Source organism: Streptomyces sp. PR69, from assembly GCF_026420845.1.
Taxonomy (GTDB): domain Bacteria; phylum Actinomycetota; class Actinomycetes; order Streptomycetales; family Streptomycetaceae; genus Streptomyces.
The window spans coordinates 22027-35796 of record NZ_JAOWCB010000034.1; the positions used below are offsets into that span (position 1 = coordinate 22027).

Sequence of the window (13770 nt, forward strand, 5' to 3'; positions counted from 1 at the left end):
CGCGGAGCCCCCGCCCCTGGGGGCGGCCGCTTCCCGCTCCCTCCGCCCGAAGGGGGTCCGGGGCTTGCCCCCGGTTACGGGATGGGAGGGCCCTGTGCCCCCCGGGGGGCACGGGGGAAGGGCAGGGCTGGGGACACGCCCCGCGGGGGCCCGCGCCCCGGGGACCAGGGGCGGCGGGAAGCCCCCGGGCACCTGGGACCGGGGCTGAAAGCGGGCCGCAGGCCCACCGGTAGCCTTGGCCGCCGTGACCGCAACCCTGATCTGGATTTTCGTCGCCCTCGTGGCCATCGGCCTGTACCTCAGCTGGACCGCCGGACGGCTCGACCGGCTGCACGCCCGCATCGACGCCGCCCGCGCCGCCCTCGACGCGCAGCTGCTGCGGCGCGCCTCGGTCACCCAGGAGCTGGCCACCTCCGGGGTACTCGACCCCGCCGCGTCGATCGTGCTGTACGAAGCCGCGCACGCCGCTCGCCAGGCGGAAGAGGAGCAGCGGGAAGTCGCGGAGAGCGAGCTGAGCGCCGCGCTGCGGGCGGTGTTCGGCGAGCCGGAGCAGGTGGAGGCGGTCCGTGAGGTCCCCGGCGGCGAGGAGGCCGCGGGTGAGCTGGCGCAGGCGGTGCGCCGGGTGCCCATGGCCCGCCGGTTCCACAACGACTCCGTCCGCGCCGCCCGCGCACTGCGCCGCCACCGCAAGGTCCGCTGGTTCCGGCTCGCCGGCCACGCCCCGTTCCCGATGGCGTTCGAGATGGACGACGAGCCCCCGGCCGCGCTCGCGGACCGCGCCGCCTGACGCGGGGGTAAAACGATCCACCGGGTCATCATTGGCCCTTGCCGTGGACTGGGAGGCACATGTTGCATCGGGGAGGCAACACACCGTCTTCATCGAGTGAGGTCTTCCGTGTCCACGCAGTCCACCACCTCGCAGGCCGCTGACACCCCGGCGACTGGCACCGCGCGCGTCAAGCGCGGCATGGCCGAGCAGCTCAAGGGCGGTGTGATCATGGATGTGGTCACCCCCGAGCAGGCCAAGATCGCCGAGGACGCGGGCGCGGTCGCCGTCATGGCGCTGGAGCGTGTCCCGGCCGACATCCGCAAGGACGGCGGGGTGGCCCGGATGTCCGACCCGGACATGATCGAGGGCATCATCGACGCCGTGTCGATCCCGGTCATGGCCAAGTCCCGGATCGGTCACTTCGTCGAGGCGCAGGTGCTGCAGTCGCTCGGCGTCGACTACATCGACGAGTCCGAGGTGCTCACCCCCGCCGACGAGGTCAACCACTCCGACAAGTGGTCCTTCACCACCCCGTTCGTGTGCGGCGCCACCAACCTGGGCGAGGCTCTGCGCCGTATCGCCGAGGGCGCGGCGATGATCCGCTCCAAGGGCGAGGCCGGCACCGGCAACGTCGTGGAGGCCGTCCGCCATCTGCGCCAGATCAAGAACGAGATCGGCCAGCTGCGGGCCCTGGACAACCATGAGCTGTACGCCGCCGCCAAGGAGCTGCGCGCCCCGTACGAGCTGGTCAAGGAGGTCGCCGAGCTGGGCAAGCTGCCGGTCGTGCTGTTCTCCGCGGGCGGTGTGGCCACCCCGGCCGACGCCGCGCTGATGCGCCAGCTGGGCGCCGAGGGCGTTTTCGTCGGCTCCGGCATCTTCAAGTCCGGCGACCCGGCCAAGCGTGCCGCCGCGATCGTGAAGGCCACCACCTTCTACGACGACCCGAAGATCATCGCGGATGCGTCGCGGAACCTGGGCGAGGCCATGGTGGGCATCAACTGCGACACCCTGCCCGAGGCCGAGCGCTACGCCAACCGCGGCTGGTAAGCAGCGATGAGCACCCCCGTCATCGGAGTCCTGGCCCTCCAGGGCGATGTCCGGGAGCATCTGATCGCCCTGGCCGCGGCGGACGCCGTGGCCAGGCCGGTCAGACGCCCCGAGGAGCTGGCCGAGGTCGACGCGCTGGTGATACCCGGCGGTGAGTCGACCACCATGTCCAAGCTGGCCACGCTGTTCGGCGTGGCGGAGCCGCTGCGCGCCCGCATTAGGTCGGGCATGCCCGTCTACGGCACCTGCGCCGGACTGATCATGCTCGCGGACAAGATCCTCGACCCCCGCTCCGGCCAGGAGACCTTCGGCGGCATCGACATGATCGTGCGCCGGAACGCCTTCGGACGGCAGAACGAGTCCTTCGAGGCGGCCGTCGAGGTCGCGGGCGTCGCGGGCGGCCCGGTCGAGGGCGTCTTCATCCGCGCCCCGTGGGTGGAGTCCGTGGGCGCACAGGCCGAGGTGCTCGCCGAGTACGACGGCCATATCGTCGCCGTGCGCCAGGGCAATGTCCTGGCGACCTCGTTCCACCCGGAGCTGACCGGCGACCACCGGCTGCACGCGCTGTTCGCAGAGATGGTGCGCGCGGCGGGCTGAGCCCATCCCGGTAGGATCTCTGGCGAACACAGCAGGTTGGGTAACGCGAAGGAGACAGGCAGATGTCCGGCCACTCTAAATGGGCTACGACGAAGCACAAGAAGGCCGTGATCGACGCCAAGCGCGGCAAGCTCTTCGCGAAGCTGATCAAGAACATCGAGGTCGCGGCCCGCACCGGCGGGGCCGACCCGGACGGCAACCCGACGCTGTACGACGCCATCCAGAAGGCCAAGAAGCAGTCGGTTCCGAACAAGAACATCGACTCGGCGGTCAAGCGCGGCGGCGGCCTTGAGGGCGGCGGCGTCGACTATGAGACGATCATGTACGAGGGTTACGGCCCGAACGGCGTCGCGGTGCTGGTCGAGTGCCTCACCGACAACCGCAACCGCGCCGCCTCCGACGTCCGCGTGGCGATGACCCGCAACGGCGGTTCGATGGCCGACCCGGGCTCGGTGTCGTACCTGTTCAACCGCAAGGGCGTCGTCGTCCTGCCCAAGGGCGAGCTGACCGAGGACGATGTGCTCGGCGCGGTGCTCGACGCGGGCGCCGAGGAGGTCAATGACCTCGGTGAGAGCTTCGAGGTCATCAGCGAGGCCACCGACCTGGTCGCGGTCCGCACCGCGCTCCAGGAGGCCGGCATCGACTACGAGTCGGCCGAGGCCAGCTTTGTCCCGACCATGCAGGTCGAGCTGGACGAGGACGGCGCGCGGAAGATCTTCAAGCTGATCGACGCGCTGGAGGACAGCGACGACGTGCAGAACGTCTTCGCCAACTTCGACGTCGCCGACGACATCATGGCGAAGGTGGACGCCTGACCCTGCGTCATACGCGGGAGCCGCACAGGCCGATGACGGACGGGCCGACGGGACACACCCCCGTCGGCCCGTCCGTTGTCAGTGCCGGGCGATAGCCTGCACAAACAGACGAAGGGAGGGGCACGTGCGCGTTCTCGGGGTGGACCCGGGGCTGACCCGGTGCGGCGTCGGCGTGGTCGAGGGGGTGGCCGGCCGCCCGCTGACCATGCGCGGCGTCGGCGTCGTACGCACCCCTGCCGACGCGGACCTCGGCAGCCGTCTCGTCGCCGTCGAGCGCGGCATCGAGGAGTGGCTGGACGAGCACCGGCCCGATGTGGTCGCGGTGGAGCGGGTGTTCAGCCAGCACAATGTGGCCACGGTCATGGGCACCGCCCAGGCCAGCGCCATCGCCCTGCTGTGCGCCTCGCGCCGTGGACTGCCGGTGGCGCTGCACACCCCCAGCGAGGTCAAGGCCGCCGTCACCGGCAGCGGCCGCGCCGACAAGGCGCAGATCGGCCAGATGGTGACCCGCCTGCTCCGGCTGGCCGCCCCGCCCAAGCCCGCGGACGCGGCCGACGCGCTCGCGCTCGCGATCTGCCATATCTGGCGGGCGCCCGCGCAGAACCGACTGCAACAGGCCGTCGCCGCCCAGACGGCCCGGACCCGTCGCCCCGCGCCCACGCAGGCGTCTTCCGGCCGGTCGGCGACGCCCCGCGAGCCCGAGCCGGTGCGGAAGGCGACGCCTCCCGCTGGTCCGCCGACCGCCGCCGGACGTTCGACGGCACCCGACCGCCGGAACGCGACCACCGTCCAGCAGCCGTCACCCATCGAGCAAACCGGGCCGACGGCGCAGCCCGCGCGTCGGGCGGCCCCCGGCGGACCGGCGTCGTCTCCCGGGGAGTCCGCCGCGGATGCCCGACGAGGGCGGCAGGCGGTGGCCGCCGCAGGCGCGCGTGGGTCCGTGGGGGAATCCGCCGCGTCCGCCAATGGGCCGCACCCGGCCGCCCGGCAGGGGCCGGTGCCCGGCGGGCCGGTGTCGCGTCCTGGAGAGGCCGCTGACTCTGCCCAGCGAGGGCGGAACTCGGCTGCGCGGCAGATGGCGGTCACCGGAGTTGAGTCCGGGCCTGCGGGGCAGCCCGTGTCGGCCCGTAGGGCGGCAGTCGGCGGGGAGTCCGCCGCGGCTGCCCGGCAAGGGCAGAACTCGGTCGCCGCCCGGCAGGCGGCGGGGCCCGGCGGGGAGCCCGAGTGTCAGTCGGCACCCGCCGGGCAAGCGTCGCTTTCCGGGGAGTCCGCCGCGGATGCCCGACGAGGGCGGCAGGCGGTGGCCGCCGCAGGCGCGCGTGGGTCCGTGGGGGAATCCGCCGCGTCCGCCAATGGGCCGCACCCGGCCGCCCGGCAGGGGCCGGTGCCCGGCGGGGAGCCGCCGCGTCGGGCCGTGCCTGCCGACCAGCAGGCGCGTCCCGGGGAATCCGCCTCGTCCGCCCAGAGGCCGCACCCGGCTGCGCGGCAGGCGGTGACCGACGCAGGCGCGCCCGGGTCTGCGGGGCAGCCTGTGTCGGCCCGCGGGGCGGCTGCCGCGGGTGCCCGGCAAGGGCTGGACCCGGTCGCCGCCCGGCAGGCGGCGGGGCCCGGCGGGGAGTCCATGCGTCGGGCGGCCCCCGCGGCCGCGGCGCGCGAGTCCGGGCCCGCGCCCGGGTGCCAAGCGGCGTCTACCAGCTCGACCACGCACACAGCGAAAGGCCATACCGCATGATCGCCTTTGTTCGCGGCCCCGTGGCCGCCCTCGCGCCGACCGCCGCGGTGATCGAGGTCGGCGGCGTCGGCATGGCCGTCCAGTGCACCCCCGACACGCTCTCGCAGCTGAGGGTCGGTCAGGAGGCCAGGCTCGCCACGTCCCTTGTCGTACGGGAGGACTCGCTCACCCTCTACGGCTTCGCCGACGACGACGAGCGGCAGGTCTTCGAGCTGCTCCAGACAGCGAGCGGCGTCGGGCCGCGGCTCGCCCAGGCGATGCTCGCCGTCCACCGCCCGGACGCCCTGCGGCTGGCCGTGACGACCGGCGACGAGAAGGCCCTGACGGCCGTGCCCGGGATCGGGAAGAAGGGCGCGCAGAAGCTGCTGCTTGAGCTGAAGGACCGGCTCGGCGAGCCCGCCGGCGCGCACATCGGCCGGCAGAACGCCCCCGCGGCGGCCGCCGCGTCCTGGCGCGACCAGCTCCATGCCGCGCTCATCGGCCTCGGCTATGCCGCCCGCGAGGCGGACGAGGCGGTCGCGGCCGTGACCCCGCAGGCCGCGGAGGCGGGCGGCGAGCCGCAGGTGGGCCGGCTCCTCAAGGCCGCCCTGCAGACCCTGAACCGCACGAGGTGATCATCCAGTGAACTGGGACGACACGGCAGCCCCGGCCGAGGCCCCTGATGGCGACCACATCGCCGACCGGCTCGTCGGCGCCGCCGCCGACGGCGAGGACCAGGCGGTCGAGGCCGCCCTGCGGCCCAAGTCGCTCGACGAGTTCGTCGGCCAGGAGCGGGTCCGCGAACAGCTCGACCTGGTCCTCAAGGCCGCCCTGGCCCGCGGCGCCACCGCCGACCATGTGCTGTTGTCGGGCGCGCCCGGCCTCGGCAAGACCACCCTCTCCATGATCATCGCGGCGGAGATGAACGCCCCGATACGGATCACCTCGGGCCCCGCCATCCAGCACGCCGGCGATCTCGCCGCGATCCTGTCCTCCCTCCAGGAGGGCGAGGTCCTCTTCCTCGACGAGATCCACCGCATGTCCCGGCCCGCCGAGGAGATGCTCTACATGGCGATGGAGGACTTCCGCGTCGACGTGATCGTCGGCAAGGGGCCGGGGGCCACCGCCATCCCCCTGGAGCTGCCCCCGTTCACCCTGGTCGGCGCGACCACCCGGGCCGGACTGCTGCCGCCGCCGCTGCGCGACCGCTTCGGCTTCACCGCGCATATGGAGTTCTACGAGCCCGTGGAGCTGGAGCGGGTCGTTCACCGTTCGGCGCAGCTCCTCGACGTGACCATAGAAGGGGACGGCGCGGCCGAGATCGCCGGGCGCTCCCGCGGCACGCCCCGTATCGCCAACCGGCTGCTGCGCCGGGTGCGCGACTACGCCCAGGTGAAGGCCGACGGCGTGATCACCCGGGAGATCGCCGCCGCCGCGCTGCGGGTCTACGAGGTCGACACCCGCGGCCTCGACCGGCTGGACCGGGCCGTGCTCAGCGCGCTGCTCACCCTTTTTTCCGGGGGCCCGGTGGGACTGTCGACGCTGGCGGTGGCCGTGGGGGAGGAGCGCGAGACGGTGGAGGAGGTGGCCGAGCCGTTCCTGGTACGGGAGGGGCTGCTGGCCCGAACCCCGCGCGGCCGGGTCGCCACCCCCGCCGCATGGGCCCACCTCGGCCTCGTACCGCCTCAGCAGTCCCCCGGTGCAGGCGGACAACAGGGGCTGTTCGGGACGTGACGGCGAGGAGACTCGCCCGGGCAGGAACCAGGGTGCGATGCTGGGCGTTGTTCCATTGATGCGGACTCGCTTAGACTCCGCCGATGCCGCCCTTCCAGGTCGGCACGCCCACCCCCGTAGATCAGGCCGCTCACCAGCGCGGTCGTGCGAAGGAATTCCGTCCCGTGGATATCGTGACCCTCCTCCCCTTCATCGTGCTCATCGGGGCCATGTTCCTGATGACCCGCTCCGCCAAGAAGAAGCAGCAGCAGGCTGCGGCCATGCGGGATCAGTTGCAGCCCGGCACCGGCGTACGGACGATCGGGGGGATGTACGCCACCGTCAAGGAAGTGCACGCCGACATGGTCCTCCTTGAGGTCGCCCCCGGCGTGCACGCCGTCTACGCGAAGAACGCCATCGGCGCGGTCCTCGCCGACGATGAGTACAACCGCATCGTCCACGGCGACGACGACCTCAAGACCGACGGCACGGTCGTGCCGGATGACGCGTCCTCGCTGACCGACGTGGCGGACAAGTCGGAGGACGCCAAGATCGACCTCGGCAAGAAGCCGGAGGCCGACGGCGATGCGGCCGACGAGGCGGACGAGGCGAAGGAGACGGCAGGGGAGGCCGTTTCCAAGGACGCCGCCGCCAAGGACGGCAAGGCCGGCGACAACGCGGCGGACGACGCGAAGTAACCGCGTTCCGGGGACCGCAGGGCTGCCCACAGGCGCCCGGCGGTCCCCGGTCGTGCTGACGTCTGCGGGGGCAGGTCCCCACAAGATTTCGTGGCCGCCCCGGCACACATTCCGGCACGGGGCGGTTGGACAGGGAGAAACGAGAAGGTGGCAGCACCGAACAGGGGCCGAAGGCCCGCGGGGGCGCAGGGGAAGCCGGGGCGCGCCCTGGCATTCATCCTGATCGCCATGGTCGCGCTCACAGGCGGCATGTTCTGGGCGGGTCAGCTCACGCCGCGTCTGGGCATCGACCTGGCGGGCGGTACGACCATCACGCTTGAGGCCAAGAGCCAGCCCGGCAAAGAGGACGCCGTCAACGAGACCAATATGAAGACGGCGGTCGGCATCATCGAGCGCCGTGTCAACGGTCTGGGCGTCTCCGAGGCCGAGGTGCAGACCCAGGGCGATCGCAACATCATCGTCAATATCCCGCGGGGCACGGACTCCGAGACGGCCCGCAAGCAGGTCGGCACCACCGCCCAGCTGTACTTCCGCCCGGTGCTCTCCGTCACCGCCGGCGGCGTCGAGGCCCCCGGGGCCAGCCCGAGCCCCTCGACGTCCCCCAGCCCCTCGGCGTCCTCCGGCGACAAGGCCGAGGACGGCAAGAAGGAGGACGGCAAGAAGGACGAGGAGACGGCGGGCGACACCGCCTCCTCGCCGTCCGGGACCCCCACGGCGACCGCCACCACCCAGGGCCGTGCGGTGACCGACGCCCTGAAGAAGGACGAGACGCCGTCGCCGAGCGCCTCCGCCTCCGGGGACGGAAAGCCTTCCGCGGACCCCAAGCCGTCGGAGAAGCCCACCAGCGACGCGGACGCCATCGCCAAGCTCCAGGACCGCTTCGCCAAGCTCGACTGCACCGACGAGAAGGTCCGCAGCACCCTCGGGGACGGCGTCAAGCCCAGCGACTACATCCTCGCCTGCGGTGAGCAGGACGGCGTCTGGCTGAAGTACATCCTTGGCCCGGCCGAGGTCGAGGGCAAGGACGTCGACGACGCCCAGGGCGCCTTTGACCAGCAGCGAGGCATCTGGCTCGTCCAGATGGAGTTCACCGACAGCGGCTCCAAGAAGTTCCAGACGATCACCAGCCGCCTCTCGCAGCAGCCGTCCCCGCAGAACCAGTTCGCCATCGTCCTCGACGGCGAGGTGGCCTCCGCGCCGCAGGTGAACACCACGCTCAGCGCCAGCGCCGAGATCACCGGCAGCTTCGACCAGGAATCCGCCAAGGAACTGGGCAACATCCTGTCCTACGGCGCCCTGCCGCTCTCCTTCGAGGAGCAGAGCGTCACCACCGTCACCGCCGCCCTCGGCGGCGACCAGCTCCGGGCCGGTCTGATCGCCGGCGCCATCGGCCTCGCCCTTGTGGTGATCTACCTGCTGGTCTACTACCGCGGCCTGTCGCTGATCGCGATCCTCAGCCTCATGGTCTCCGCGGTCCTGACCTACACGATCATGGCTCTGCTCGGGCCCGGCATCGGCTTCGCGCTGAACCTGCCGGCCGTCTGCGGCGCCATCGTCGCGATCGGCATCACCGCCGACTCGTTCATCGTGTACTTCGAACGCATCCGGGACGAGATCCGCGAGGGACGCACCCTCCGCCCGGCCGTCGAGCGTGCCTGGCCGCGCGCCCGGCGCACGATCCTGGTCTCCGACTTTGTGTCCTTCCTGGCCGCCGCGGTGCTGTTCGTCGTCACCGTCGGCAAGGTGCAGGGCTTCGCGTTCACACTCGGACTGACCACGCTGCTCGATGTGGTCGTCGTCTTCCTCTTCACCAAGCCGATCATGACGATCCTGGCGCGGAAGAAGTTCTTCGCGAACGGCCACCCCTGGTCCGGGCTGGACCCGAAGCGGCTCGGCGCCAAGCCCCCGCTGCGCCGGTCCCGTCGCACCGCTCCCGCCACCGTCGACCCGAAGGAGGCGTGAGATGTCGCGACTCGGCACCCTCGGCGCCCGTCTCTACAACGGCGAGGTCGGCTATGACTTCGTCGCCAAGCGGAAGCTCTGGTACGGGATCTCGATCCTGATCACCATCACGGCCATCGTCGGCCTGGCGGTGCGCGGTCTGAACATGGGCATCGAGTTCGAGGGCGGCGCGGTCTTCACCACCCCGAAGACCACCGCCTCCGTCTCCCACGCCCAGGAAGCCGCCACCGAGGCCTCCGGCCATGAGGCGATCGTCCAGAAGCTCGGCAACGGCAGCCTCCGCATCCAGGTCGCCGAGCTGGACACCCAGCAGGCCGACCGGGTCAAGCAGGAACTCGCCGACGACCTCAAGGTCCCCGCGGAGAAGATCAACGCGGAGCTGGTCGGACCGAGCTGGGGCGCCCAGATCGCCAACAAGGCATGGACCGGCCTCGCCGTCTTCATGATCCTCGTGGTGCTCTATCTGGCGATCGCCTTCGAGTGGCGCATGGCGCTTGCCGCGCTGATCGCCCTGATCCACGACCTCACTATCACCGTCGGCGTCTACTCGCTCGTCGGATTCGAGGTCACGCCCGGCACCGTGATCGGTCTGCTCACGATCCTCGGCTACTCCCTCTATGACACCGTCGTCGTCTTCGACGGTCTCAAGGAAGGGGCCCGGGGGATCACCAAGCAGAGCCGCTGGACCTACAGCGAGATCGCCAACCGCAGCCTGAACGCCACTCTGGTCCGCTCGATCAACACCACCGTCGTGGCGCTGCTCCCGGTCGCCGGCCTGCTGTTCATCGGCGGCGGCGTCCTCGGTGCCGGCATGCTCAACGACATCTCGCTCTCCCTCTTCGTCGGCCTTGCCGCCGGCGCGTACTCCTCGATCTTCATCGCCACACCGCTGGTCGCCGACTTCAAGGAACGCGACCCGCAGATGAAGGCGCTGAAGAAGCGGGTGCTCGCCAAGCGGGCCAAGAGCGATGCAGCGGACGCCGAGGGCGATGACGGCACGGAGACCCCCGAGGACGCCGTGCCCGCCGGAGCGGTCGTCGGCCAGCGCAAGGCCGGCCGCACCGCACGGAAGCGCTCATGACCGCCGTGCCGCAGGACCCGGCCGGCTCACCGCGGGAGCTGCTGCTCAGCCGCATCCGGGATGTGCCGGACTATCCAAAGCCGGGAGTGCTGTTCAAGGACATCACCCCGCTGCTGGCGGATCCGGCGGCGTTCACCGCCCTGACCGGCGCGCTGGCCGAGCTGTGCGCCCGGCACCAGGCGACGAAGATCGTCGGCTTGGAGGCGCGCGGCTTCATCCTCGGCGCACCCGTCGCGGTGCGCGCGGGTCTGGGCTTCATCCCCGTACGCAAGGCGGGCAAGCTCCCCGGAGCCACCCTGTCCCAGGCGTACGAGCTGGAGTACGGCACGGCCGAGATCGAGGTGCACGCCGAGGACCTGGCCGCGGGTGACCGGGTCATGGTCATCGACGACGTTCTGGCCACCGGCGGCACCGCCGAGGCGTCGCTGGAGCTGATCCGCCGTTCCGGGGCCGAGGTAGCCGGGGTCGCGGTGCTCATGGAGCTTGGATTCCTCGGCGGGCGTGCCAGGCTGCAGACCGCGCTGCGCGGGGCCCCGCTGGAGGCTCTGATCACGCTCTGACCTGCGGCGGAACCACCGTCGCCGGATCTGGACGGGCGTCTGGGAACACCCAGGCGCCCGTCGTGCGTTGTGTCTGCCCTCCGGTCCCGAGGCGAGAGAGACGCCCGAGGTCGATACCATGGCTGTTCCGGAGCCTGACCGGGGGACCCGGAACCGCACGAGGAGCGCTCTTGCCAGACGAGGCCCAGTCCGCAGCCGCGCAGCCCGACCAGCAGGCCGAGAGGGCCGCGGCAGCCCCTGTCACGCCCAGGAACCAGCCGGCCGCGAAGGCCGCGAAGCCCGCACCGGCCCCGCCCGAACGCGCCCAGCCTCTCCCCCCGCTCTCCGCGCCCAAGCCGACGCCCCCGGCCGGGACCGCACCGGTCAGCCGGCCCGCGCCCCCGCCCGCCACCACCCGGTCCGGCGGCTCCTCCAACCGGGTGCGAGCCCGCCTCGCCCGGCTGGGCGTCCAGCGCTCCTCCCCGTACAACCCGGTCCTCGAACCGCTGCTGCGCATCGTCCGCAGCAACGACCCCAAGATCGAGACCTCCACGCTCCGCCAGATCGAGCGCGCCTACCAGGTCGCCGAGCGCTGGCACCGCGGTCAGAAGCGCAAGAGCGGCGACCCGTACATCACCCATCCGCTGGCCGTCACCACGATCCTCGCCGAGCTTGGCATGGACCCGGCGACCCTGATGGCCGGGCTGCTGCATGACACCGTCGAGGACACCGAGTACGGCCTCGACACGCTCCGCCGTGACTTCGGCGACCAGGTCGCCCTCCTCGTCGACGGCGTCACCAAGCTGGACAAGGTCAAGTTCGGCGAGGCCGCACAGGCCGAGACCGTGCGCAAGATGGTCGTCGCCATGGCCAAGGACCCGCGCGTCCTGGTCATCAAGCTCGCCGACCGGCTGCACAACATGCGCACCATGCGCTACCTCAAGCGGGAGAAGCAGGAGAAGAAGGCCCGCGAGACCCTGGAAATCTACGCCCCGCTGGCCCACCGGCTGGGCATGAACACCATCAAATGGGAGCTGGAGGACCTCGCCTTCGCGATCCTCTACCCCAAGATGTACGACGAGATCGTCCGGCTCGTCGCCGAGCGGGCCCCCAAACGCGACGAATATCTGGCCATAGTGACCGACGAGGTCCAGGCCGATCTGCGCGCCGCCCGCATCAAGGCCACCGTCACCGGACGCCCCAAGCACTACTACAGCGTCTACCAGAAGATGATCGTCCGCGGGCGGGACTTCGCGGAGATCTATGACCTGGTCGGCATCCGCGTCCTCGTCGACACCGTCCGCGACTGCTACGCCGCCCTCGGCACCGTCCATGCGCGATGGAACCCGGTCCCCGGCCGGTTCAAGGACTACATCGCGATGCCGAAGTTCAATATGTACCAGTCGCTGCACACCACGGTGATCGGCCCCAACGGCAAGCCCGTCGAACTGCAGATCCGCACCTTCGACATGCACCGCCGCGCCGAGTACGGCATCGCCGCCCACTGGAAGTACAAGCAGGAGGCGGTCGCCGGAGCGTCCAAGATCCGCACCGATGTGCCCAAAGGTTCCGGCAAGGACAAGGACGCCGTCAACGACATGGCGTGGCTGCGGCAGCTGCTGGACTGGCAGAAGGAGACCGAGGACCCCTCGGAGTTCCTGGAGTCGCTGCGCTTCGACCTCTCCCGCAACGAAGTCTTCGTCTTCACCCCGAAGGGCGACGTCATAGCACTGCCCGCCGGGGCGACGCCCGTTGACTTCGCGTACGCGGTGCACACCGAGGTCGGCCATCGCACGATAGGCGCACGGGTCAACGGCCGGCTCGTGCCGCTTGAATCGACCCTCGACAACGGCGACCTGGTGGAGGTCTTCACCTCCAAGGCCGAAGGCGCGGGGCCGTCCCGCGACTGGCTCGGCTTCGTCAAATCGCCGCGCGCCCGCAACAAGATCCGCGCCTGGTTCTCCAAGGAGCGGCGAGACGAGGCCATCGAGCAGGGCAAGGACGCGATCGCGCGGGCCATGCGCAAGCAGAACCTGCCGATCCAGCGCATCCTCACCGGAGACTCGCTTGTCACGCTCGCGCACGAGATGCGGTACAGCGACATCTCCTCGCTCTACGCGGCGATCGGCGAGGGCCATGTCACCGCCCAGTCCATCGTGCAGAAGCTGGTGCAGGCGCTGGGCGGCGAGGAGGCCGCCACCGAGGACATCGCCGAGGCCGCCCCGCCCACCCGCGGCCGCACCAAGCGGCGCTCCAGCGCGGACCCGGGCGTGGTCGTCAAGGGCGTCGAGGACGTCTGGGTCAAGCTGGCCCGCTGCTGCACGCCCGTGCCCGGCGACCCGATCATCGGCTTCGTCACCCGCGGCAGCGGGGTCTCCGTCCACCGGGCGGACTGTGTGAACGTGGACTCGCTGTCGCAGCAGCCCGAGCGGATTCTCGACGTCGAATGGGCCCCGACGCAGTCGTCGGTCTTCCTGGTAGCCATCCAGGTCGAGGCTCTGGACCGCTCCCGGCTGCTGTCGGACGTCACACGCGTACTGTCCGACCAGCACGTCAACATCCTCTCCGCGGCCGTGCAGACATCGCGGGACAGAGTGGCCACGTCGCGCTTCACCTTCGAGATGGGGGACCCCAAGCACCTCGGGCATGTGCTGAAGGCGGTACGGGGAGTGGAAGGGGTGTACGACGTGTACCGGGTGACGTCGGCGAGGCGGCCGTAGGCTTCAGGGGGCTTCGTGCCGCCAGGGCCCCAGGTGTGCCGGGTGCGCAAAACGCCGGACGGGTGGTCAAGACCAGCCCGTCCGGCGTTTGAGCACCGGGGTCTCGGGGGCGGAGCCC

The 13770-nt window shown here is 71.2% G+C and carries 11 protein-coding genes and 1 pseudogene; all 12 read left to right on the forward strand.

The features are described 5' to 3' along the window. Nucleotides 1–244: 244 nt before the first annotated feature. Complete coding sequence (locus OF819_RS24570) at nt 245–787, forward strand: hypothetical protein (RefSeq protein ID WP_267245806.1); 543 nt, start codon at nt 245–247, stop codon at nt 785–787. A gap of 108 nt (nt 788–895) precedes the next feature. Further along, nucleotides 896–1816: a pyridoxal 5'-phosphate synthase lyase subunit PdxS gene (gene pdxS / locus OF819_RS24575; RefSeq protein ID WP_267245807.1), complete on the forward strand. Its 921-nt coding sequence runs from the start codon at nt 896–898 to the stop codon at nt 1814–1816. A gap of 6 nt (nt 1817–1822) precedes the next feature. Then, nucleotides 1823–2413, forward strand: a complete 591-nt coding sequence (pdxT, locus tag OF819_RS24580; protein ID WP_267245808.1) for a pyridoxal 5'-phosphate synthase glutaminase subunit PdxT — start codon at nt 1823–1825, stop codon at nt 2411–2413. A 62-nt stretch (nt 2414–2475) separates the two neighbouring features. Further along, a complete protein-coding gene (locus tag OF819_RS24585) occupies nt 2476–3228 on the forward strand; it encodes a YebC/PmpR family DNA-binding transcriptional regulator (RefSeq protein WP_267245809.1) in 753 nt (250 codons plus the stop codon). Nucleotides 3229–3352: 124 nt separating this feature from the next. After that, nucleotides 3353–3913 (forward strand): annotated as a pseudogene (ruvC, locus tag OF819_RS24590) (crossover junction endodeoxyribonuclease RuvC); the annotation flags it as partial. Nucleotides 3914–4956: 1043 nt separating this feature from the next. Next, on the forward strand, nt 4957–5574 hold the full coding sequence (gene ruvA, locus OF819_RS24595) for a Holliday junction branch migration protein RuvA (RefSeq protein WP_267245810.1): 618 nt from the start codon (nt 4957–4959) through the stop codon (nt 5572–5574). Between the two features lie 7 nt (nt 5575–5581). Next, complete coding sequence (ruvB, locus tag OF819_RS24600) at nt 5582–6673, forward strand: Holliday junction branch migration DNA helicase RuvB (protein ID WP_267245811.1); 1092 nt, start codon at nt 5582–5584, stop codon at nt 6671–6673. A 164-nt stretch (nt 6674–6837) separates the two neighbouring features. Continuing rightward, nucleotides 6838–7350 carry a preprotein translocase subunit YajC gene (gene yajC / locus OF819_RS24605; RefSeq protein ID WP_267245812.1) on the forward strand — a complete coding sequence of 171 codons (513 nt, stop codon included), beginning with the start codon at nt 6838–6840 and terminating at the stop codon, nt 7348–7350. A gap of 147 nt (nt 7351–7497) precedes the next feature. After that, the gene (secD, locus tag OF819_RS24610; protein WP_267245813.1) at nt 7498–9312 is read left to right on the forward strand and encodes a protein translocase subunit SecD; all 1815 of its coding nucleotides are present in this window, start codon (nt 7498–7500) and stop codon (nt 9310–9312) included. 1 nt (nt 9313) lies between these two features. Next, entirely contained in the window at nt 9314–10393 is a 1080-nt protein-coding gene (gene secF / locus OF819_RS24615; protein ID WP_267245814.1) for a protein translocase subunit SecF, read from the forward strand. Next, on the forward strand, nt 10390–10953 hold the full coding sequence (locus OF819_RS24620) for an adenine phosphoribosyltransferase (RefSeq protein WP_267245815.1): 564 nt from the start codon (nt 10390–10392) through the stop codon (nt 10951–10953). Before secF ends, OF819_RS24620 begins: the two co-directional genes overlap by 4 nt. A gap of 170 nt (nt 10954–11123) precedes the next feature. Next, entirely contained in the window at nt 11124–13652 is a 2529-nt protein-coding gene (locus OF819_RS24625) for a RelA/SpoT family protein (RefSeq protein WP_267245816.1), read from the forward strand. Nucleotides 13653–13770: the final 118 nt, after the last annotated feature.